At 64.1% G+C, this 20004-nt stretch carries 26 protein-coding genes; 2 read left to right on the top strand and 24 right to left on the bottom strand.

The window, feature by feature from the left end; genetic code table 11:
* Positions 1-27: 27 nt before the first annotated feature.
* From B9A95_RS11790 to B9A95_RS11830, 9 genes are all read right to left on the bottom strand, one after another.
* On the bottom strand, positions 28-1464 hold the full coding sequence (locus tag B9A95_RS11790) for a S49 family peptidase (protein ID WP_084047471.1): 1437 nt from the start codon (positions 1462-1464) through the stop codon (positions 28-30).
* Between the two features lie 9 nt (positions 1465-1473).
* Positions 1474-2946: a hypothetical protein gene (locus tag B9A95_RS11795; RefSeq protein ID WP_139806722.1), complete on the bottom strand. Its 1473-nt coding sequence runs from the start codon at positions 2944-2946 to the stop codon at positions 1474-1476.
* 105 nt (positions 2947-3051) lie between these two features.
* A complete protein-coding gene (locus B9A95_RS11800; protein ID WP_084047473.1) occupies positions 3052-4827 on the bottom strand; it encodes a hypothetical protein in 1776 nt (591 codons plus the stop codon).
* Positions 4824-5774: a terminase small subunit gene (locus tag B9A95_RS11805; RefSeq protein ID WP_084047474.1), complete on the bottom strand. Its 951-nt coding sequence runs from the start codon at positions 5772-5774 to the stop codon at positions 4824-4826. Before B9A95_RS11805 ends, B9A95_RS11800 begins: the two co-directional genes overlap by 4 nt.
* 45 nt (positions 5775-5819) lie before the next feature.
* A complete protein-coding gene (locus B9A95_RS11810; RefSeq protein ID WP_084047475.1) occupies positions 5820-6023 on the bottom strand; it encodes a hypothetical protein in 204 nt (67 codons plus the stop codon).
* Between the two features lie 128 nt (positions 6024-6151).
* Positions 6152-7264, bottom strand: coding sequence for a hypothetical protein (locus tag B9A95_RS11815; protein WP_084047476.1), 1113 nt, complete (start codon positions 7262-7264; stop codon positions 6152-6154).
* Positions 7265-7300: 36 nt separating this feature from the next.
* A complete protein-coding gene (locus B9A95_RS11820) occupies positions 7301-7684 on the bottom strand; it encodes a hypothetical protein (RefSeq protein WP_084047477.1) in 384 nt (127 codons plus the stop codon).
* Between the two features lie 150 nt (positions 7685-7834).
* Complete coding sequence (locus B9A95_RS11825) at positions 7835-8485, bottom strand: HD domain-containing protein (RefSeq protein ID WP_084047478.1); 651 nt, start codon at positions 8483-8485, stop codon at positions 7835-7837.
* Between the two features lie 247 nt (positions 8486-8732).
* Positions 8733-9653: a LysR family transcriptional regulator gene (locus tag B9A95_RS11830; protein ID WP_084047479.1), complete on the bottom strand. Its 921-nt coding sequence runs from the start codon at positions 9651-9653 to the stop codon at positions 8733-8735.
* 149 nt (positions 9654-9802) lie between these two features.
* Here B9A95_RS11830 and B9A95_RS11835 point away from each other — a divergent pair, with 149 nt between their 5' ends.
* Positions 9803-10303, top strand: a complete 501-nt coding sequence (locus tag B9A95_RS11835; protein WP_084047480.1) for a DUF3291 domain-containing protein — start codon at positions 9803-9805, stop codon at positions 10301-10303.
* A gap of 501 nt (positions 10304-10804) precedes the next feature.
* On the opposite strand, the gene B9A95_RS11845 is transcribed toward B9A95_RS11835, so the two are convergent.
* The 9 genes from B9A95_RS11845 to B9A95_RS11880 form a co-directional block, all read right to left on the bottom strand.
* On the bottom strand, positions 10805-11125 hold the full coding sequence (locus B9A95_RS11845) for a hypothetical protein (RefSeq protein WP_084047482.1): 321 nt from the start codon (positions 11123-11125) through the stop codon (positions 10805-10807).
* Positions 11122-11778, bottom strand: coding sequence for a metallophosphoesterase family protein (locus B9A95_RS11850; RefSeq protein WP_170928604.1), 657 nt, complete (start codon positions 11776-11778; stop codon positions 11122-11124). Before B9A95_RS11850 ends, B9A95_RS11845 begins: the two co-directional genes overlap by 4 nt.
* On the bottom strand, positions 11775-12155 hold the full coding sequence (locus tag B9A95_RS11855) for a RusA family crossover junction endodeoxyribonuclease (RefSeq protein WP_170928605.1): 381 nt from the start codon (positions 12153-12155) through the stop codon (positions 11775-11777). The genes B9A95_RS11850 and B9A95_RS11855 overlap by 4 nt, the downstream gene beginning before the upstream one ends.
* Positions 12152-12433: a hypothetical protein gene (locus tag B9A95_RS33630; RefSeq protein WP_170928606.1), complete on the bottom strand. Its 282-nt coding sequence runs from the start codon at positions 12431-12433 to the stop codon at positions 12152-12154. Before B9A95_RS33630 ends, B9A95_RS11855 begins: the two co-directional genes overlap by 4 nt.
* Entirely contained in the window at positions 12433-12681 is a 249-nt protein-coding gene (locus B9A95_RS11860; RefSeq protein ID WP_084047485.1) for a hypothetical protein, read from the bottom strand. Before B9A95_RS11860 ends, B9A95_RS33630 begins: the two co-directional genes overlap by 1 nt.
* The gene (locus tag B9A95_RS11865; RefSeq protein WP_084047486.1) at positions 12678-12902 is read right to left on the bottom strand and encodes a hypothetical protein; all 225 of its coding nucleotides are present in this window, start codon (positions 12900-12902) and stop codon (positions 12678-12680) included. The genes B9A95_RS11860 and B9A95_RS11865 overlap by 4 nt, the downstream gene beginning before the upstream one ends.
* Positions 12899-13198, bottom strand: a complete 300-nt coding sequence (locus B9A95_RS11870; protein ID WP_084047487.1) for a hypothetical protein — start codon at positions 13196-13198, stop codon at positions 12899-12901. The genes B9A95_RS11865 and B9A95_RS11870 overlap by 4 nt, the downstream gene beginning before the upstream one ends.
* Positions 13198-13404 (bottom strand): hypothetical protein, encoded by a 207-nt coding sequence (locus B9A95_RS11875; RefSeq protein ID WP_139806723.1) that lies wholly within the window; start codon positions 13402-13404, stop codon positions 13198-13200. The genes B9A95_RS11870 and B9A95_RS11875 overlap by 1 nt, the downstream gene beginning before the upstream one ends.
* Positions 13405-13920: 516 nt before the next feature.
* On the bottom strand, positions 13921-14514 hold the full coding sequence (locus B9A95_RS11880) for a hypothetical protein (protein ID WP_084047489.1): 594 nt from the start codon (positions 14512-14514) through the stop codon (positions 13921-13923).
* A 300-nt stretch (positions 14515-14814) separates the two neighbouring features.
* Here B9A95_RS11880 and B9A95_RS11885 point away from each other — a divergent pair, with 300 nt between their 5' ends.
* Positions 14815-15120 carry a hypothetical protein gene (locus B9A95_RS11885; protein ID WP_084047739.1) on the top strand — a complete coding sequence of 102 codons (306 nt, stop codon included), beginning with the start codon at positions 14815-14817 and terminating at the stop codon, positions 15118-15120.
* 781 nt (positions 15121-15901) lie between these two features.
* Here the strand turns inward: B9A95_RS11885 and B9A95_RS11895 are convergent.
* The 6 genes from B9A95_RS11895 to B9A95_RS11920 all read right to left on the bottom strand — a co-directional run bounded on the left by B9A95_RS11895 (position 15902) and on the right by B9A95_RS11920 (position 19740).
* Positions 15902-16204, bottom strand: coding sequence for a 3'-5' exonuclease family protein (locus B9A95_RS11895; protein ID WP_084047491.1), 303 nt, complete (start codon positions 16202-16204; stop codon positions 15902-15904).
* A 61-nt stretch (positions 16205-16265) separates the two neighbouring features.
* On the bottom strand, positions 16266-16739 hold the full coding sequence (locus tag B9A95_RS11900) for a hypothetical protein (protein ID WP_084047492.1): 474 nt from the start codon (positions 16737-16739) through the stop codon (positions 16266-16268).
* Between the two features lie 422 nt (positions 16740-17161).
* Positions 17162-17485, bottom strand: a complete 324-nt coding sequence (locus B9A95_RS11905) for a 3'-5' exonuclease (protein WP_212648313.1) — start codon at positions 17483-17485, stop codon at positions 17162-17164.
* A 324-nt stretch (positions 17486-17809) separates the two neighbouring features.
* Positions 17810-18022 (bottom strand): hypothetical protein, encoded by a 213-nt coding sequence (locus tag B9A95_RS11910; protein ID WP_084047494.1) that lies wholly within the window; start codon positions 18020-18022, stop codon positions 17810-17812.
* Between the two features lie 50 nt (positions 18023-18072).
* Positions 18073-18195, bottom strand: coding sequence for a hypothetical protein (locus tag B9A95_RS36250; protein ID WP_281255851.1), 123 nt, complete (start codon positions 18193-18195; stop codon positions 18073-18075).
* 156 nt (positions 18196-18351) lie between these two features.
* Positions 18352-19740 (bottom strand): helix-turn-helix domain-containing protein, encoded by a 1389-nt coding sequence (locus B9A95_RS11920; protein ID WP_139806724.1) that lies wholly within the window; start codon positions 19738-19740, stop codon positions 18352-18354.
* Positions 19741-20004 lie beyond the last annotated feature (264 nt).

Here is a 20004-nt window from a genome sequence, read left to right on the forward strand (position 1 = left end):
TGATGGCCTGGGGCCGGAGAGGCGGACTTAGATGCCGATGACGGTCGCGGTCGCCGAGGCTTGGGTGTCTTCTTCCTGCTCGGGCTTCTCGGGGGCATCCACACTCAGGCGGCTGTTGGGGAACTTCGCGTTCTTCTGCGCGGTGAGGTCATCGACCATGCCCTGGAGGTCCTCGATCTCGGCCTTGCCCGCGAGGCGGGCCATGCGGTCCAGGGCCGTCTTGTTCTCCGCGCCGTACACGCTGGTGGCGAGCGCCGCCACCTTGCTTTCGAGGTCCGCGCGGTAGGCCGCGCCGTTCCAGGCGGCTTCCCGGACCTGCTTCAGGCGCTCGGCGGTGAGGTCGTTCACCTCGATGCTGAGCGCCGTCGCCATCAGTTCACGCTGCTGCTGCACCCCTGCTTCGTACGCGCCGGTCTCCAGGCCGGTGACGGTGCCCTGCGCGTCCGCCTGTGCGGTGGCGCTCTCAGTGTCGATGGTGTGGGTCTTGCCGGTCCGGTCTTTGACGGTGAGGATCACGTGGCCCTCCTGGGGGGTCTCGCCCGCCGGGCGCGTCTGGCCCTGACGAACGGTAGAGGTCGGAGTGGGTTTGGCGGCCGTGAGGTGGTCTTGCATCACGCTGTCCAGGGTGCCCACGCTGTCGGCGAGCCCCGCGTCCACCGCTTCCTGCCCGAACCACACGTCGCCCGTGCCCCACTTCTTCGCCGTGGCAACTGTGACGGAGCGTCCGGCAGCGATGTCCGCGACGAACAGATCGTGAATGCGGGTGATTTCGGACTGCCACTGCTCGAGCACCGCGCCGTCCATGGCCTCGGCGCTCTGCCCGAGGGCCTTGCGGTCGGTGGACCGGACGTACGTGACCTTGAGGCCCTGTTCGTCCAGCCAGGCGGTCTCGTCGGTGTGCGTGCCGATCACGCCAATGCTGCCCACCTCACCGGCGGGCGTCACCACGATCTCGGTCGCGCCGGAGGCAATCCAGTAGGCCGCCGAGCAGGCCATGGTGTTCACGACGGCGGTGACGCGCTTCTGGGTGGCGGCGTAACGCACAGCCTCGGCGGCCACGTCCACGCCGCTGACGGCACCCCCACCGCTGTCCACGTCGAGCACGATGCTGGCCACGGTGGAGTCGTTCGCTGCGGCGCGCACGCGGGCGGCGAAGGAATGGGCGTCCAGCGCCCCACACAGGTCCACCATCATGGAACCGCGCGGGAAGATCGTGCCGTGCATGGGGAGGATGGCGACGCCAACCGATTGGTCCTGCGCCTGCTGGGTCTGCTCGGCGCGCCGGGAGCGTGCCTCACGCACCTGGGTGAGGACGTCATCTCCAGCCACGTTCCCTTTCAGGTAGGTGTTGAAGCCTGTCACGATGTCGTTCAGCTCTGACTGCTTGATGGCCCAGCGACCATTCATGATCAGGGCAGTAATACCGGAGAGGCGGGTGGGGGAGCGGGTCTTTTCTGCAGGCATGGGGCCTCCTCAGGGCAAGGAAAAGCCGCCCGGGTCGGGCGGCGCGCGGTGCGGGGCGTGGATGTAGCGGCGGGCACGGGGGCGGTAGGCGAGGGTGAGCCGGACCTGCTCGGCCTCCGCGCCTGGTGGAGCGGGACTGGCCGGTGAGGCGGGCGCGGTCTCCTCTCCCCCATCCCCCCAGCCTCCCGCCCACGGCGGAGCGTGCTGGTCCTCGTCGTCGGACAGGTCGAGGTCATCGGCAACACGCCGGGCGTAGGCCTTGCCGAGCACCTTCTTCCCGATCTCGTGACCCTTCATCTTCGTGAGGTAGGCCTCCGCTTCCGCCTGCTTGAACGCGCTCTCCGCCTGCTGGAAGCGGACGTACGCCACAGCGGGAATGCCCCTCAACCTGAGGTGCAGGTTCAGACCGAATTCCAGCTGCCGGGCGAGGGTCGCCTGGATGTTCGTCGCGCGGGCTTCGATCATCGGGTAGACGACTTTGGCGAGGGCTTCGGTCGTGGAGTCCATGTGACCGCGCAGGAAGGGCGTGGTGCCCAGGCCTGACCAGGCGCGGCGGTTGTTCTCCTGCATCACGTCGTCAAGGCCAGCCAGGGAGTGCGTGACGTTGTTGATGGTGAACTTCGTGCCCTGCGGTCCCACGAACAGGCCCTGGGGCGCGAGGCCCAGGATCATGTCGGCGGCCTGCTCGGCGTACTCGCGCTTGTAGTCCGCGTACCGGGGATCGTCCGCGCTGGGCAGGCCGAAGTCCTGCGGCGTGGGCATGGGCAGCTCCACACCCACCAGAGCAATCTGGCGCATCAGGTCGATCACGCGGTCCGTGTTCTGAATCAGGCGGTCCTTGCGGTCCAGCGCGCGCAGGGCGCTGAGGAACATCGGCACGCCGTGCGGATCGCCGCCCATGGTGACCAGCGGCGCGTACAGGTACGTGGCAGGGTCCAGGCGGATGGGTTGCAGGGCCACACCCACCTGGTGGAAGGTGCGTTCACCTGTGTCCGGGTCCCGCCCGATGACGACGTGCTCGGCCGCGACAACCGCCACGCCGCTCAGGCCGGAGCGGTCCGCGTTGGGAATCCACTCCAGGCTGCTGGCGGGGCTGGCGAGCAGTTCCATGACCTGGTTGTTGATCAGACCGTCCACGCCGCCACCCTCGGGATACAGGGTGCGGGCGAGCAGGTCGAGTTCCACCCGGGCGGCCTTCACGGCCTTGCGGCTGCCGGTGAACTCCACAGTGTGGCCAGGGTTCACGATGGCGAGGTAGTCGCTGACCGTGCCGCTGACGTCCTCGTCGTTCTGGATCAGGGCGCGGAGGATGCCGCTGAGGCGGGTGCGGGTCTCCTTCGGGTAGCCGGGGTAGGCGCCCGCGAGGCGCACAAGCATGCCCTGCGGGGAGTCGTCCCGGCTGATCTGCCCAGGTGCGCGGGCCGCGCCGGTACGCAGGGCCGCGCCGACGCCCAGGGTGAGGTTCGAGGCGGGGCGCGCCACCTGTCGAGGCGAAGCGCGGGAGCGCCGGGCAGGGAGCAGGTCGGTGAGTGGGGTGTTGAGCACCTGCCAGGCGCGGGCAAAAGAGTCTCTCAGCGCGATGGGTCATCACCTCCTTGGTAGACGCTTGTTGAAAGCATTGAGGACGTCAAACACATCCTGAGGTGTGGCGCGGGGCGCTTCCGGCTCGGCCGGCGGACTGATGGCAAAGGCGTACATGAGGCTCTCTGCCCAGTCCGGACTGGGTGCGTTGCGGTCCCCGCCGAGTTTGTCGATGAGGATGCGGTCGCTCTGGCCGCTCCGGCGGGTGGTGGGCTGCGTGATCTGCTGCCGGACAGTCTGTTCGGCCTCCGTGCCCTTCAGGGCGACCAAGCTGATGCAGTCGTCCGGCTCGTGGTAGGCCTTGCCGGTCACGAACTCGTACGTGGCTTTGAAGCGCAGGTACAGCCGCCACCAAAGCTCCGTCGCGTAGTTGGCGAAACGCTGCCGAGCGGGCGTGTCCGGCGCATCGTCGTAGAGGGTTTCGCTGGCCTTCTCACCGTTGGCGATGCCCATCACCTGGAAGGGAATCTCGTTGGCCTGGCTCTGGCGAACGAGCGTCGCCGTAATGGACGCACCCACGCCCATGCGGTCGTAATGCAATGCCCGGATGCCGTCTATCCCAGCCAGGTCCTTGACGCGCACGTCTACCGGCGTACCGGATGAGGCAGTGACGTTCACCATGCGAAGGACGCGTGGCCCATCGCGGCTGGTGTAAACACTCCGGTCCTGTCCGGTGTCGGATACGTCCAGTCCTCCGGCGAGCTGACCGTTCCCCTGCAGGTCCAGCTCGAAGGCGGCGTCCACCCACGCCTTGGGAATAAGGATGCCTTCCACCGAGGCGTCGTAGTCGATGTCGATTTCCTGGGCCACCGTGACGGGACGCAGATCCTTCTTGCGCTTCTGCGCCTCGTACCAGGGGTAGATGGTGGTGACGCGGGTGTCGCTGCCCTCCTGCACGCGGAGCTGCGCGGTGAAGTTCTTGTCGGGGTTGTCCTTCCAGAAGAAGGTGAACACCTTGAGGCGTCCGCCGAAGCGCTTCTGCGCGAAGAGGTTGCCCCGTCCACGTGGCGTGCTGAGGTTGAACACGGTCTCTGCGTTCTGCGAGAGGGCGTTCTCTACCAGCTGGGGCCGCTCCAGGTTCGCGTGTTCGTCCACCAGGTATTCGGTGCTGCGGCCACCGCGCCCGATGTCGTCGCCACCTTCTCCTGTAATGGTCGCTTCGTTCGCGGGATTCTGGATCCGCATGTACGGCATGTGCTCGTCAGGATCGAAGCCCTTAGGGAGCATCCACACGGGCAGGTACCGGATGATGAACCGGACTTTTTCGAGGATGCTGTCGAGTACCCCGCGCTTGTCCACGAAGTCCACCTTGCGGCTGCCGATGCCGATCTTCCAGCCGTCCCACCACAGCCAGCGGCGCACGGCGCGGGCCACATACACCCAGGTGGCTCCTTCGTCTCGGCTCTTCTCGATCAGCCCGCTCTCCCGGGCCTCGATCCGCGCCTCGCACCAGAGGACGAACTCCTCCTGCTTGGGCCGTAGCACCAGGGGCACGTTGCCCGGCAGGCCCACCGCGACGTTCCGCGGGTCGTAGGTCCAGCACCAGTCGTTGATGAACAGCAGCGGGTCACGGATGCACGCGGCGATGGTCGCGGCCTGCGCGCCGGAGTCCTTCCCAATGCGGTCGAGCAACTCAATGCGGCGTTTGATTTCCTGCAGGATTTCAAGCTGCCGCTGGGCCTTGTGCCATTCGAGCGTCTCCTCTATCGCCACGTCGATGTCGTCGTAGATGTGAGCCGGAGGCATGGGGCGGTGGATGCTCACTTGCGAAGCGGCGGTCATGATCTGCCTCGCAGCTGGTCATACGCGGCGAGCAGCTTACCCATGTCGTCGGCCGAGGCGTTGCGCACCATGTCCAGCGGCGTGCCGTCCGGGTTCTCCACGCTGAGCCGCTCCTTGTACAGGCCGTGCACGCGGGCGGCGCGGTCCACGCCGTCCATAAAGTCGTGCAGTTCGATCTCGTACCCGTACTTGCCGCGCTTGACGCCCTTGATGAACCGGGACAGGCCCAGCTCGCGTGCCTTCTTCAGGTCGATCAGCGGGATTTCTTCCAGGCGCTCGACTTCCACGATGGTCAGGGCGTTTGGGTCCTGATCCAACAGGATTTCGAGGTCCATCACCCGCAGGCGCAACCGGCTGAGGCGCATCTGAAGGGGCTTGATCTCCGCCTCGTCCGCCTCCTCGATCTTCAAGTCCTCCACCGCCGAGCGGACGATTTCCAGCTCGCGGCGCACCTGCTCGGCCACCTGCTGCGCGGGCCGCTCCTCGTGATCGGTGGTTCGCTGGCGAACGATGGTCTCGATCTGGGAACGGTCAAAGTTGGCGAGGGCTGCGATGAAGGCCAGAGTGCGGGCGGGGCTGATGCCTGCCGCCTCATACCCGGCCTCCAGGGCGTTTTTCACCCTGCCACGGCTGACCAATCGGCTTCCAGTCTCTGGAGCGCGGCTCTCCGCGTACTCGGCGCGGATGGCCGCCTGGGTGTAGTTGTGCCCTTCGAGGACAGCGAGCACGAATTTCCGTTCCTGGATGGTGCATTCCCGGAGGAGGTCGTGGAACTTCTGCTGCTCGGGGGCGAGTTGCACGAGCTTGTGCTCCGGCTTGCGGCCCTGCCCGCCTTTGGTCTTGAGGGGGGTCTTCCGGGGTTTGGCGGAGCGGCTCTCCCCTGCTGACGCGCTGGCGACCTGATCAGGGGTGCCCCGCGCTGGCTTGGGATTTTTCTTCTTCGTCACGGGGTCACCTCCTGTCGTGGGAGTGCGTCTTTACGTTAAGACGGGTCAGGGGAGGAAGCGCCGGGCTTCCTTGTAGGCGTATTCCTGCTGGAGCACGTCCGCGTACTGGCCGGGGAGGTCTTTCCCTTCCTCTTTGGCGATGACCTCGGTGAGGCGCTCCCGACTCCAACCGCGCACGAGCATGCGCCAGGCGAACAGGCTGTAGATGATGTGGACGTTCTCCCAGAAAGGGAGCGGGGCGCGGCGCATGGGGTCTCCTGAGCGCATGAAAAATCCCCACCAGTGAGGCGGGGACAGGCGTTTGGGGTGATGTAGAGCAGATTAATTGCATTGTGGCCTTTTGGAAGTGGATTGTCAACGTTTTCTGCAGGCGCTTCTCAAGCTGGTTCGAGCGCGCAGCGGATGGCTTCGAGCGCGGCGATCAGGCCGGGGTAGTCGCGGTTGAGGTGGCGGCGCAGGACGAGGCGGGTGTCGTGCTGCCACTCCCAGATCAGGTGGGCGTGGCCCTGGGGACGGCGGCCACCGCCCCGCCCTTCGACGAGGGCCGCATGGGTGTCCTCGATCCACCGGGCGAGGCTGCTCCAGCCGGTTCCAGCGCGGATGCCGGTGCGGCGCTCGATCCGACGGGCACTGTCCCCCGTGACTTCGAGGTGCAGGCCGCTGGCGTCGTAGCGAACGTCCAGGTGGATGAGGTGGTGGCCGGTGCCGTCCGGGTGGGGGAGGTGGACGTGATAGGTGTCACCGTCGGCGTAGGGGCGGCCCTTCAGGGTGTCGCGGCGTTCGGCGGTGATCTGGGCGTGGGCGCGGTCGTACTCGGTCTCAGCAGTCTGGGCCTGCAAGGCGTAGTGAAGGGCGAGCTGGTCCTGCCCAGCGAGGGTGTACCTGCGGCAGAGGCGGTCACTGCTAAGGAGCCGGGCGTGCGCCTCTTCCAGAGTCTGGGTGAGGGGGTCAGCACTTTCTCCAAGGCCCCGGTCACGCTCGGTGGTCTCCGGGAAGACCAGGGCGCGGGCGATGGCGTTTTGCTCCTCACGCTGGGTGTGGGTGACCTGCTCGGGCGTGATGGTGAGGGCCGGACCTTCGGGAAGAGCGGAGCGGAGCGCCGGCGGACGGTTGAGTTGGGCGGCGCGCAGAGGACGCCGCTGGACTTCCAGGCGGGCGTGGGTGGCGAGGGCGGCCGTGACTTGATCCCGGTGTTCAGAGGGAACGCGGCTGGTGGTGACGATGCGCCGGGCCTGGGCGGCAGTGGCCGTCCATTGTTCGGCCAGTTGGCTCTCCAGCGCAGCGACGCGTTGGCGCAGGTGCCGCTCGTGTTCGGGGTCCGTACGCCAGTCGTGGTCTTCGAGGCTTTCCTGCACCTCCTGCAGCTGTCGCTGGGTGTCGAGTTCGGCACTGGCGTGGAGCAGCAGGCCTCGGTAGGTGACGCGCGAGCGAACCTCCTGCACGAGGAGGTCCACGGCGTCCGCGGGCAGGGGTTCAGCAGGCGTGGGCATGCGCTCCATTCTGGCAGGGGCGTGGGCGTCTTTACGTTAAGACGCGCCTTCGAGGCGGTGAGGGCGAGCACGGTACACGGTGGGCTGCTTGCATTTGAAGCACAGGGCGCGGTCACCTTCCTTGATGTGGGGGGAGGGGGCGACGTGCAATTCCAGGCCACAGTGTGGGCAGGGCAGGGTCAGGAGGTGGGTCTCGAAGGGTTGCCACGCGGCAAGGCGGGCGCGGCGGCTCAGGGTCCAGAACCGGGTGCGGTGCGCGGTCCCCTGCCGGTGGAGGTCCTCAAGCACGCGTCCCGCTTCCTGGGGGGACACACGGAGGTGGCCGGCGAGCTGCTCACGGGTGACGAAGCGGTGGCGGCGAAGAAGGTCCAGGGCGGGCAAGTGGAGATCCGCGCCGACGGCTTCAGGCAGGCGTGGCATCGTCGGTCCTTGGCTCAGGCAACCAGACGCGAGAGGGTTGACCATTCCAGAGGTGTGCGGGGGTAAACCTCCACTGCATGGCCCGGTCGGCCAGCACCTTTAGGCCTGGAACGGGGGGATTCAGGGTCCAGGCGGTCATGGCGGACCCGCTCAGCCAGCAGCGATCGTGCCAAGCCGTGTAGCTTCATCAATCATCTGCTGTGCCCACCTCCACAATGCTGGAAACGCCTGTAGATGCTTTTCTTTGAGCATTAACAAGCGCCGAGCGGTGAGATCAGGCTCACGCTCCAGGCAGCCTTTCCCCCCCTCACCCCAGGTCAGCAGCATCGGTTGCAGCGCATCCAGCGCTTTAGCGAAGCGGGCTTCCGAGGTCTGCTTCGCTTCGAATTCTTCCCACAGTTTTTGAAAGTGGCCACGCCGATCAACTGGGAGCAGACCAAACAACGCCTGAGCGGCTGCTTGCTCCTGCAGGGCCTGCTCGTCATGTTGTTCGTCAGTCGCACCGAAATACAAATCGCCAGCGTAAATTTCCACCAAATCATGAATTACCAGCAACTCCACAACTCTCGGGAGGTTGACGTCAGGTGGAGCGTACTCAGCCAATGTCAGAGCCGTTAAAGCAAGGTGCCACGAGTGCTCAGCGCTATTCTCAGCGCGACTACCATCATGGAGGTGAGTGGTGCGTACGACATTCTTAAGTCGGTCGCAGGTTACCAAAAACGCCAACTGGGCTCGCAGACGGTCAATCACTTGAGGATAAGTTGCTTCGGCGATGCGGTCATTTTCGGATTGGTTGGTCATGCCACTTTTTCCCTCTCGCATTCATTTAGGTGCCAGATAATATGGGACCGTCAAGACCGTCTTCTGACTTGAGGAATGCAATTTTGACATAGGCGTAAACCATAGAATTAGAGCGTGTCTCATTGGTTATGAGCGAATAAGCATTCAATCAAATTCTAGCAACCTTTCTAAGCTTCTTCTTTCGAGTTAGATTTATGGATACCATGATGGCGCTCTTCTCCAAACTGAACAATCTCAGATCCCCTCTTCAGGACGATTTGAGCTGGAGCGGTGTGGGCAGGGTGACCGCAGTCTTGTGCGCCTGCATGGCTTTGAGAAACGCCTGAATATGGGGCAAACCGGCTCGGCCCGGCTTCACGGCCACGCCGATAGAGCGGTGCACCGGGTTGGGAAGCGGCAGGGCCACCAGTCCGTCGCGCAGGGGAAGGGTGGCCAGGCGGGGCATGACGGTCAAACCCAGCCCGTGCTCAACCATGGAGAAGATGACGTCGTCGTCCGCAATTTCCAGGACGCTGTATTCCTGGCCCAGGTGTGTTGCGAGATGTGCCCGAATGGCGGTATAGCAACTGGAATCCGGTGGAAGAAGCAAGGGCTGTTCGCGAAGTTCGGACCACTGCACAGGACGCTTGCCGCGCCGTATGGGGAAGACGGCCCAGTACTCATCGTCGAGAAGCGGCCAAGTCAGCAGATCGTTCGACTCCGTCAGCTGAATCAGGCCCACATCCACTTGACCTTCCCGAATGAAACGCTGTCCGCTCTCACCGTCCAACTCGGCGTCCATGACTTTGACTTCAAGCAGGGGATGGGTCGAACGCAGGAAGCCCAAGATGGGTGTCAGCAGGTGGACACCCAGGCTTCGGTACGTGGCCACCGTGAGCGTTCCCGTTAGGTGCAGGGCGGACATATCTTTGACGGCGCGTTCCAAGTCACTGGCTGCTTCCAGAGCCGTCCGCGCGTAGTTCAGGGCAACGTCGCCCGCAGCTGTCAACTGAATCCCCCCGGACGTCCGGCGAAAGACCAGAGTACCCAGGGTGCGTTCCAGCCCCTTTACTGCTTCGCTGATGGTGCTCTGAGACATGTTCAGCTCAGCGGCGGCGGCTCCAAACCCGCCAGTCTCAGCTGTTGCCACGAACATGCGGAGCTGCGCCAGGGTCAGGCGAGGATTCATAGCCCCACTATAAAGAGAATGGCGTTTGAGCCGATCGGTCAGTCCGGTGGGTTGGACAAAGTCATCGGTATTTCCGATCGACGGAAGCCTAAGGGAAAAGGAGAATGGCACAGGGGTGAAACAGCCTCCCGAAAGGAGGAGACCTACCCATGCACCTCGCGCAGGTTAATGTTGCCAAGCTTCACTTCCCGTTGGATGCTCCTGAGATCGCTGAGTTCAAAGCGGGCTTGGATCCTGTGAATAGTCTGGCCGATGCGGCTCCCGGATTCGTCTGGCGCTTGAAAGACGATACGGGGAACGCTACTGAGGTCGTATTCGACGCCGACCCTTTGCTGATCGTCAATCTCAGCGTCTGGGAGGGACTCGGTGCCCTCCATGCCTTTTCCTACTCGGGCTTGCACCTGGACTTTCTCAAACGGCGGCGCGAGTGGTTTCAGCGGTACGCCTCCCCGCACCTCGCATTGTGGTGGGTGCCCATGGGCAGTCAGCCTACCGTGCAAGACGCCCAGGAACGGCTCGCTCACCTGCACACCTATGGTCCAACTGCACATGCCTTTACCTTCACACAGGTGTTTGAGGCAGATGGTTCCCGCACAACGCTACGGCGAGCGGAAGGGCACAGGACACCGCGTCCCAGCACGCCGGATTGAACGCCTTTGCGCAGGCTCTTCCTGCACTCTGGGAAGCCGAAGATAAAGCGGGAAGCGCTCCAACCCTCTTCCCGGACTGGTGTACCTTCTGGATGAGTCTGCGTCCCAGACGTTCAAAACGTCCTTATGCCCTTCACCGCCTCCCGGGAAGCCAGAAAGGCCCTACTGAAATCCGTACACACGGGCCGCACCAGACGCCGTTCAGGAAGACTGCCGCTCGCCTTCTACGCGGTCTCGCGCGAGCACGACGACCGCTGCGACGAGCAGGGCTGCGCTGAATAGGGCTACTGCGCTCGGTGCCTTCGGGGTTTGTGCCCTCTACCCAGGCACCAGTGATCAGTCCTTGGCCCTCAAGTCGTATCAGCGCAGCGTAGAGACGTCCGGAACTGATGCGGTACCGGCCGCACAGAGGGGCCGTGAAGTGAACTCCTCCAGCGAGGCCATGCAGGACGCGGGCGTGCACCGGCGTGCAGTGAATGAGGAGCCAGGCGTACAGGCGCGTCATACCTTCACCACCCCCCGGAGGCGGCCCCCGCGTTCCAGGGCCAGCGCCAGTTGCTGCACGTCACTGTTCGGCAGGGCGAGTAGGTGATCCCAGATCGCTTCGCGGGCCACCTTCGTCTGCTGCTGGTCATCGTGCTCGGCGTTCAGGCGCTCGCAGTACTCCTCGGCGGGCTTGCGGAGGACAGCTTCCTTGGTCCGGTCATCACGGCCCATTACGTTGAACGAGGCGATGGTCATCCGGTCCTGGTTGTCGAAGATTTCGAAGTTGCGGTGGCCGATGCTGGCTGTGGCGCGCACTTCGTATCGCTTCTTCTTCACGATGTCCTCCGGATGAGGTGGGCCGTCCACGTCTCGGTGTCCAGGGCGCAGAGCACCCCGGTAAAGACCGCGCCGGTGTCGATAAACCAGGCGATGGTGCCGTCCTCAAGGCCGATGGGAAAGGGACAGGCCTGCAGTGCGGTGTGGCCGTGCACGCTGTACTTCACGCCTTCTGGGAGGGGATGGAACGGCGTCTCCCCGGGTCGGCCCCAGATGTGGGCGTCAACGTCACTCTCGTGGGGGCGCATGGCATGACTGAACAGGACGTTCCCGGCAGTCACGTACGGGTGCAGGCGGTCCCGCATCCACTGGGCGTCTGCCACAGCCTCGGCCCAATTGCCCTCGTAGCTCTGCATGGTCTGCTCGCCGCCGTTCATGTACCAGAGGGTGGGGTCCTGCCCGTCCAGCAGGACCTCCGTCATCCAGAGGTCGTGGTTGCCCATGAGGGCCACCGCGCGCCCGGCCTCCACCAGCTTGCGCACCAGGCGCAGCACGCCGCGGCTGTCTGGACCCCGGTCGATGTAGTCACCCAGGAACACCAGCGACTGATCTGGGAAGCGCGCCACAGCGAGTTCGAGGAGGTCCAGGCAGCCATGTACGTCACCAATAGCGACGGGCGTCTTAACGTAAAGACGGGAAGAGGGGAGCGTCACACGGCCTCCGAGAGGGTGAGCACCAGGCATTCCTTCGCGCCGGGTGTCACCTCGTGAGAAAAGGCGAAGGACGGCACCCAGGTGAGGTTGTCGTCCCGGAGCACGATGCTTTTGAGGGCGTCCAGAACAGCGTTCATGCAGTTGTCCGGATCCGGCAGGCTGTGGCGGTCGCAGAACACGGCGTGGACGTGCAGGTGAATGGCGTGCTGGAGCGGACGGCCCTTCCACTGCTTTTTCAGGCTGGCGCGGGCAGACGTGATCCAGGCGGCGGCCGAATCGCTCATCACACTGCGGGGCTTGCCGTTTACCCGGATGATCTTCCGGCTGTTCTTCGTGCTGCGCGGGCGGCCCTTCAAGGTCAAGGTGATGGGGTTCAACGGTCTCTCCGCAGGGTGCCGCGTTCGCCGTGCCAGAGGGTGCGCGCCTCGCCCAGGCCGGTGAGCTGGTAGCGGGGCGCAGGGCCGGGGTTCAGGACGCTGATCCAGCGCTCGCGGTGCAATCGCTCCAGGGCACGGACCAGGGTGCACTCGTTTTCCAGGGCGGGGAGGTGCTGGGGGAGCAGCAGCCGGGCGCGGGCGCGGATCCCGATCAGGCCTGCCGGTCCAGCCTCCAGGGCGCGCAGCAAGGCAGCCTCCAGCAACAGGGGACCAGGCATCACAGGAGGCGGTCCCAGGTCAGGGGCGTGAGGATGGCCTCGGGAGCCTCGGTGTACAGGTGACCGGTCACGCGCGGGAGTGGCTCGTGCGACAGGCGCACCGAAACGCTGGTGGCGCCGATCAGTTCCAGGGTGACGAGGGGGCGCAGGCGCACGGTCAGCAGCACAGCGGGAGGCAGGCGACGGGCCGGGCGGGAGAGACCCGGCCATATGGACCGGATGCACTCCAGAATCTCCGCCCAGGTCACCGTTTGCCCCGCGTGATCACGCGGGCGGCCTGATGGGCGCTCTCCACGTGCTCGGACTTGAGGGCGTTCAGGCCGTGGCTCCGGATGCCGGCCTGGACCAGCTGCAGGGCCGTGTACTGGGTGGCGCTGAGGTGGGTGCGGTCCTTGGACCACAGACGAGTGCCCAGGACGCCCGTCAGAACCAGGAGCAGGCCGAGGAGGATAAGGGTGGCGTCCGTCATGTGGGTGCTCCCTGGAAGGCGGCGAGGAACGTCATTTCCTGGGGCGTCAGTCTGCCGGGCTGCTGCTCAGCCAGGTGCCCGAGGTACGTTTCCACGGCCTCGACCTGTGGGGCAGACAGGGCCACCACGCAGACGCGCAGTGCAGGCTGGCCTTCGTGCAGACAGGGGAGGGCCGGGAGATTACGGGCGGCGGACTGGCGCAGGCGCTGGATGACGGCACGGCGCTCGAACTCCGTCAGGTTCGCGCCGGTGGGGAGAAGCGCCTGGATCACGGTCAGGCGGTGGGATTGGGGCATCAGAAGTCCTCGGAACCGTAGTGGAGTTTGAGCAGGACGACCAGATCGATGGGGATGTCAGCGTGTGGGTTCAGGGCATGGGCCTGTTCGGCGTCCTGCGCGGCCTGTTCCTCGGGCGTACGCGGCGCACTGATGCGGCACAGCGCCAGCAGGAACAGGAATGTCGGGAGGGACAGGCCGAGGAGCCACAAGAACACTTCGCGCATGTGAATCACCTCTTGGTGGGGCCAGGGCGTCCCGCTGTTCCTGGCGCTGGGACCACTCCCCGCGGGTGATGTGGCGGATGGCTCCGTGCTCGTGGATGGGCACCAGGTCCTCCAGAGCGGCGGCCCCCTCGACCACATCTCGGCGCACGTGCTTACCCTGACTCCAGGCGAGGAACAGGGTGATGAAGTCCCCCCGGCACCGCTTGCAGCAGGGGATGCCGTAATGGGTTTGCTCGGCGAGTGTGATGGCCGGCTGGGTGGCTGGGTCCCAAGCGGACGTGATGTGACGCACGCCTTTCTCGTCGGTGTGGGAGTACGCGAAGCGGTGGACCTCCCCGCCCACGTACCGGCGAAGCCGCATGATGTACGTCCCCTGGGGGTCCACCTCCAGGAACTTTGTCCGCTGGTACAGCTGCGGCGCACGGCCGTCGCCCACTTGATAGAAGCGCTCGACATCCACGTGGCGCATGTCTTCTGTGGCTTCCCCGCACACGGGGCAACGGTCATCAGGCTCAGTCATGGGGCCTCCTTGGGGAACTTCAGACGGCGTTTGGGGCGCCAGCGGTGCCAGCGCTGCGGCACTGGGGCGTACACAGGCGTGACGGTCTCGGCCAGCAGCCAGCCCCGCCCCACGTCCACCAGGCGGCCCGTGACCGTCACGTGGAACGTACCGGGGTCCAGCGCGAGCACCTGTGTGGTGGCGTGCAGCGTGACGGCGAACGGGTTGCAGCTGGCCTGCTGTGGGCAGACCTTCACCTTGATGGTTCCGGTGCCCCGGTCCACCTTCAGCAGCTGGCCCGTGACGGTGAGGGACGTCCCATTGGGCTCCCGTGCCGGGCGAATGTTGTTGGCCGGGGCGTACAGGTCGCGGATGACCCCGTACATGTCGGTCTTGGGATAGGCACGCACCGTGACCCGGACAGGTGTGTCGATCTTTTTATGGGCGCGGACGAGTATGCCGTTCACGCGCAGGCCACCCTCTGCGGGCTCGACCCAGCCGGTCAGCGTGATGACGGCCAGGTGGGGCAGAGCAGGCTGATGCTTGTGCCCTCTGGGATAGTGAATGGAGACGTTGGAATCTCCTTGGGGACGCATCTGGGTGATGTGCATGAAGCTCCAAAAATGACCCACAACGGCGCAGCGGCCATTGCAGGTGGGGAGAGTAGGTTTTAACCAGGAACGTGAACGACAGGGCCGTCCCTGCGAGGGCGTTTCATCCTTGGCGGCGCGAAGCCCCCTTACGCCAGCTGCGAAGAGCTCACGCCGAGGACGGACGCCAGAGCTCGCTTGTTCACTCCAGGAAAAGCCTGCATGACAGCAGCAATCGCCATCTCTTCCTCGGGGGAAAGCGTCCGGTTTGCAGCGAATGTCAAAGCTCTATCTCCGTTGGCCGCTTCGTATCCTGTCGGCATGATCAACGCTGCGGATCGCGATTGGGTTGTCGCACTGGGCGCCTGCCGCACTCTTCAGGCGGCAGGCGGCACAGTCGAGGACGTGTTGCTTTTTCTGAGACGCGCGGGGTTCTGGAAGATGGACAGCATCAGGGCACTGCGGGAACTCGAAGGTATGACCCTGGGAGAGGCGAAAATTGCCGTCCACGCCGGCCCTACTTGGTCAGATCGGTATGAAATGGACGAAGCTCTCCATGATCAGGTGGAAGCCGCACTGGACTCTTTTGGGAAGGAAACCCAGTCCAACGAAGGGAAAAAGGAATGAATGGGCTGGAGCAGTGTGCCCGCTCAGACTGACAACAGATGGTCACAGACGGGGCGTTGATAGAGCAGACCTGGGGAAATAGCGGGACAGAACGCGCGGTGTACATCCTGCCGGACCCATCGGGGGATAGGGCAACCTGATCTACTTCTGCCCCTTCTGTGGGCGTCCAGCTGGGGACGGTCTAATCTTCCGAGGGGAACTGTGGGCGAACAACTGACCCCCGGCGGTAGAGAGGCGGAACGTAGTGAGAGCAGAGACGTATAGCGAAACCCTCAGCAGATTCCGGGGCCTCCTCGAACAGAGACCTAAGTGGAGGCCAGATGAACTGGTACGTGCAGCAGCCGATGAGGGGCAAAGCGTGCTCATCTTGATGGGCCTACTCTGTGACCTCTTTGGGGTTTCGCTGATTGAAGCTAAAGGAGCGGCAATTTACGCGATCCATGGCGCCAAGTACGGCAGGCCCCTGAACCTTCACTATGAAGAGAAAGGGGAGGAGGCGTGACCGGAGAGCCGTACAGCGAAACGCTGCAGCGCTTCCAGGGCCTCCTTGAGCAGAGGCCAGAGTGGAAGCCTGATGAAATGGCTCGCGCGGCTGCTGATGAGGGACAAAGCATGCTCATTGTCATTCGGCTACTCCGGGATCTATTCCCAAAAGTTAGGCTCCCTGATGCCATAGAAGCAGGCGCTCACGCAGTACGCGGCCCGAAGTTTGGCAGACCTCTGGAGTAATCCGCCAGATCTCCGAAGCGTCGTTGCTCTACCGGAGATCCAGGCAAAACGCTCAATCCCGGTAGTCGCCAAACATGCCTGGTGGAGCCTCCGCCGGCGGAGTCCAGTTGTGCTCGGTCACCGCACGGATCAGGGCTGCCGTGGTCAGTGCGTCCCCGAGGGCCCGGTGCGCCTGCCCCTGCTGCTCGACACCCATGTCGTCGCAGGCCAGGGCGAGCTTCACCCACCGGTATTCCTGGTCCTCCGGGTCGTAATTGCCGTTCAGCACGGCATACCCGTTCATCACGCAGCTGGTGGCCGAGCGGTTTAGGGCGTGTAGGCCAAGGGTATGTATGTACCGGAGGACAAGCTGCACAGTGCTGATCGTTGACGTCGGTCCCGCTCATCTCCTGTTCGACCCAGCTCCAGGCTGGACATCACAGGGAGACCCGCGCGACCCCCGGAGGCAGCAGCACCACGCCCACCTCGATTGGGGTCTCCTTGTCCCACTGCACGTCTCTCAGGTAGATCGTCCTGTCTTCCAGCAGCCAGCTTGCGCCTGCCTGCCGCTCATCGGGCTCGCCGAGAACGTTCGTGGCTTCCACCACCATGGCCTGCAACTGCTTGTCCGCCTCATCGTGATACCGCGCGATACCCAGGTCGGGGTTGTCGCGCTCCTCGTCGGTGAAGTCGCCCTCGCCGTCCTCGAGCTGCGTGTAGAAGGGTTCGGACTCAAGGAGGGTCATATACAGGCAGAAGGTGTCTGTGTCCACCTGGAGGTATTCGAAGTGCAGGCCGCTGGGAAGCGTCACACCACCTTTGGGAAGGTCATTCCAATCCCAGGTCACCGGCAAGGTCAGAAGAGCGGCCCATAGTGCGGCACGGCCATCAGGAGCGACAATAACGTTCATCACCTCACAGCCTACGGTGTGGCCGCGCAGAGACTTATCCGCTGAACTCAACCCCTTGGCCTACACGCCCTAGTGGTCTGATTCAGAGGTCCTTTGACATTTTTGCAGAGGAGAATGGCCCAGCCCGTGCCCTCCTGGCATTCTCCCCAACTGTCAACGTTTTTCTGGATCAGACTACTAGTGGGTCACCTGCCACAGGCGTAGGCGTTCAGACCCCTGAAGGACGAGAGAACGGAAACCTGTCCTGGCCGAAGTTCCCTCGACATCCCCGAGCTCGGCAAACCAGGCACCCGTGGCAAGTGACCCACTAGTACTACAGTTGCAGTTGCTCCAGGCACCTGTTGTTCAAGGGCTTTCTGTCACCAGTCACCTCCCGAGAATCTCGTGTTTGAGAGACGGAATTGCCAACTGCAACTGTAGTACTAGTACCCCGTTCTCCAGCCCATGGGCTTTCCGCGTGGCCTTGAGTCGCTGGTAAACGAAGTCCGCGTTGTAGATAGCGACCGTCCGGCCTCGCAACGCGTCCCGAATGTGGGGGCCACCCAACGGAAGCCCGGGGCCGTCGCCAGCATCGCCTCGGTAATTCCGTGGACCCGCTGCGCGTCCGGCTCGATGGACTCGATGTTCTTGATCAGCGTGTCGAGCAGCATCTCACCCCGCAAGGTCACCACCGCGATCTCGACGACGTGCCCTTCCAGTCCAGTGGTTTCCGTGTCGAGCACGACCAGGTTGGGGTTTGTAGCCATGTGGCGGAACATGGCGACGGCCGCCGCATGCTCCTGCTGGTATCGCCCTAGGACGTGCGCCTGAAACGCCTTCTCACGGGCCCTCCGTTCACGCGCCAGGGCATTGCGGTGCTCCCGCTCCGCCGTGAGCTGCTCAGGGGTGGGAGGCGCGGCGTCTGCCACCCGGTAGAGGTCCGTGCGCTGCCACCCGGAACTGCGGCCACCGTGCTTGTACCACTCCCACTGCGCTACCGGCTCGCTGTTCAGGCGTAGGCCTTGTTTCAGTGGTTTTGGTTGCCATCCCCTCCGGGACGTGCTTGACGAGGGGCAACTGGGGTGTCGAGGTCACGAGGTCTCCGGTTTCTGATCGATCGGCACGCACTCGGAGCGCTCGTACAGGGCGCTCATGCGTTCGAGGTCAGGCGCCTTGAACTTGAACAGGGCGGCGGGGAGCAGATCTCGGGTGATCTTGAGACCTTCGGCGGCCAGTTCCTCGGCGGTGGCGAGGTGGGGTGGATGGGTTTGTTCGTACGTGGGGATGTCGCGTTTCTTGCGCATATTGGTGTGCTCCTGCGCCCGTTCCAGTGGGCTGGCACGGGGTTGTGGGGTTACTCCGGGGCGTGGATGGGCAGGGGGCCGTAGTAGCCCAGGTCACGCGCGGCACGGCGGTCCGCATCCGTGATCTCCACTCCCGCAACCCGGGCGGAAATGTACAACGTGTCCTCGCACATGGCCATCCGCAAACGACCACCTCGAACAGACTCCAACGTCAGGAGATGGATGACATGGACGTCAACGACCCCGACCAACTCTCTCCCAGCTTCAACCCAGCAGATCTTGCCCTCGTCAGCCATCTGGACTTCATTCTCCCGTGCAGCACGGGAATTTCAGTGAACCCGCCGATAATCCTTCATCAGCAGGAACGACGCGAGCTTCTCACCGGTGTGCAGTTCGACCTTCGGACCGTCGAACGCGACGACCGTGACGACGCGGTCCTCGTGGTGCTTGTGCGCCCAGCGGCTGTCCACGTCAATGGAGACTGGCGAGGGCGGGGGCGGTTCCACGATTTGGGCCGTCGGTTGATTCAGGGACTGGGTGCTGCTGACCAGCGCCTGTCCCGTGATCATTTCCAAGGTCAGCGTCTCACCGATCAAGCGGTCCAGGCCGAGCTGGGCGAGGACCTCAAAGCCACGGCTCTTCGTGTCCAGGGGCATGTCCTGCCGGGCGGCGTCCACGGCCTGCTGAATCTCGGCGTCGGTGAGGCGGGTGAACAACTCTCTGGGAATCCGGGAGGGGGTGGTCTTGGAGAGCTGCACCTGGAGTTCAGGAAGGCGGCTCTTGTTGCTGCAGAACATCAGGGCGCGCAGCTGGCGCATGCCCACGGGGTCACGCGCAGGCCGGGACGTCAGGACCTCGCGGGGGATCGGGGCCAGGGCGAGCAGGGCCGCGCCCGGAACCTTTTCAGGGGTAAGGGGTTGGGAGTTTCGCCGCTCACCTTGCCCGTCATTCTCAACTGAACCAGTGAGGGGCAAGCCGTCGCTGGCTTCCAGGCCCTGGGTAGTGCTCCTGCCTTCCTGGGGTTCGGCGACAGCTGCCCGGTCATCACCCGGATGCTCAACGGGCTCGTCAAGTTTGGGGCTTAATGATGTTTGAACTTCAGTTGAAATAACTTCAAAAGATTGAAGAACTTCAGTTGAAATAACTTCGGGCATAGCCACAGTGCCAGGTGGCATGCTGAGCGTGCCACCCCCTGGCACGGTCAGCGTGCCAGGGGGTACTCCTGGAATGCCAGGGGGTAGCACTGTGGGAATGCCACCCCCCTCTCGTTGGGCCTCGCTCTGCTTTTGCTGCTTGGCCTGATTGATCAGGATTTCGAGGGCTTCCCGCCGTTGCGTAAGCCCTTCCACCCACTGCCGCCGAGGCGTGAGGGTGTAGCTGTTCGAGTCGTTTTCATGTGCGGCCTGTCTGTTCCGGTGTTGCCGCATCCGGGTCTGTTTGAGGACCAATCCGACATCCACCAGTTCCTTCATGGCGCGCATTGCGCGGTTGCGCAGGCTCCGGGAATTGGCTGCTGCGCCGACGGAAGCGCGGAAGCATTTCTCGCCGATGGACTGGTAACTGGGGAAAACGAGACCATTTTTGCCGGCGCACCGGACGAGGTGGGCGTAAACGCGGAAGGCGTCCACGGTGAGGGGGGCGTCGTCCAGCTCCCAGTGAATCTGGAACGGGAGGTCGTCGCGCCCCTCCTCGATGTGCATGTTGTCGTTCCTGCTCATTGCGTTTGCCTCGAGCGAACCCACCCTGTCCGGGGGGCGAGGGGACTCCGGCTTACGCCGTGAGGTCTTCACGTGTGCTGTACGTGATTGACCCCAGTTCCTATGTTCGCTACCATAGGAACGAGCCGGAACCTTTCGGGTTCGGTTTCAGAGTCCTCTAAAACTCTCGGTTGATGAACGCTCAGGTGTTTGCCGCACTTGGGCGTTCGCCTTTTGGTCACGAGCTGTAGGTGACCTACCAGGGTACTTGCCACATTAGCACGC

Origin of the sequence: Deinococcus hopiensis KR-140 (assembly GCF_900176165.1) — a bacterium.
GTDB lineage: Bacteria > Deinococcota > Deinococci > Deinococcales > Deinococcaceae > Deinococcus > Deinococcus hopiensis.

Excerpts from the sequence above, each read along its gene's own strand:
- B9A95_RS11790 (WP_084047471.1), bottom strand. The coding sequence starts at position 1,464 with ATGCCTGCAGAAAAGACCCGCTCCCCCACCCGCCTCTCCGGTATTACT.
- B9A95_RS11800 (WP_084047473.1), bottom strand. The coding sequence starts at position 4,827 with ATGACCGCCGCTTCGCAAGTGAGCATCCACCGCCCCATGCCTCCGGCT.
- B9A95_RS11810 (WP_084047475.1), bottom strand. The coding sequence starts at position 6,023 with ATGCGCCGCGCCCCGCTCCCTTTCTGGGAGAACGTCCACATCATCTAC.
- B9A95_RS11815 (WP_084047476.1), bottom strand. The coding sequence starts at position 7,264 with ATGCCCACGCCTGCTGAACCCCTGCCCGCGGACGCCGTGGACCTCCTC.
- B9A95_RS11820 (WP_084047477.1), bottom strand. The coding sequence starts at position 7,684 with ATGCCACGCCTGCCTGAAGCCGTCGGCGCGGATCTCCACTTGCCCGCC.
- B9A95_RS11825 (WP_084047478.1), bottom strand. The coding sequence starts at position 8,485 with ATGACCAACCAATCCGAAAATGACCGCATCGCCGAAGCAACTTATCCT.
- B9A95_RS11830 (WP_084047479.1), bottom strand. The coding sequence starts at position 9,653 with ATGAATCCTCGCCTGACCCTGGCGCAGCTCCGCATGTTCGTGGCAACA.
- B9A95_RS11835 (WP_084047480.1), top strand. The coding sequence starts at position 9,803 with ATGCACCTCGCGCAGGTTAATGTTGCCAAGCTTCACTTCCCGTTGGAT.
- B9A95_RS33630 (WP_170928606.1), bottom strand. The coding sequence starts at position 12,433 with ATGCCTGGTCCCCTGTTGCTGGAGGCTGCCTTGCTGCGCGCCCTGGAG.
- B9A95_RS11865 (WP_084047486.1), bottom strand. The coding sequence starts at position 12,902 with ATGACGGACGCCACCCTTATCCTCCTCGGCCTGCTCCTGGTTCTGACG.
- B9A95_RS11870 (WP_084047487.1), bottom strand. The coding sequence starts at position 13,198 with ATGCCCCAATCCCACCGCCTGACCGTGATCCAGGCGCTTCTCCCCACC.
- B9A95_RS11875 (WP_139806723.1), bottom strand. The coding sequence starts at position 13,404 with ATGCGCGAAGTGTTCTTGTGGCTCCTCGGCCTGTCCCTCCCGACATTC.
- B9A95_RS11880 (WP_084047489.1), bottom strand. The coding sequence starts at position 14,514 with ATGCACATCACCCAGATGCGTCCCCAAGGAGATTCCAACGTCTCCATT.
- B9A95_RS11885 (WP_084047739.1), top strand. The coding sequence starts at position 14,815 with ATGATCAACGCTGCGGATCGCGATTGGGTTGTCGCACTGGGCGCCTGC.
- B9A95_RS11900 (WP_084047492.1), bottom strand. The coding sequence starts at position 16,739 with ATGAACGTTATTGTCGCTCCTGATGGCCGTGCCGCACTATGGGCCGCT.
- B9A95_RS11905 (WP_212648313.1), bottom strand. The coding sequence starts at position 17,485 with ATGGCTACAAACCCCAACCTGGTCGTGCTCGACACGGAAACCACTGGA.
- B9A95_RS11910 (WP_084047494.1), bottom strand. The coding sequence starts at position 18,022 with ATGCGCAAGAAACGCGACATCCCCACGTACGAACAAACCCATCCACCC.
- B9A95_RS36250 (WP_281255851.1), bottom strand. The coding sequence starts at position 18,195 with ATGTGCGAGGACACGTTGTACATTTCCGCCCGGGTTGCGGGAGTGGAG.
- B9A95_RS11920 (WP_139806724.1), bottom strand. The coding sequence starts at position 19,740 with ATGAGCAGGAACGACAACATGCACATCGAGGAGGGGCGCGACGACCTC.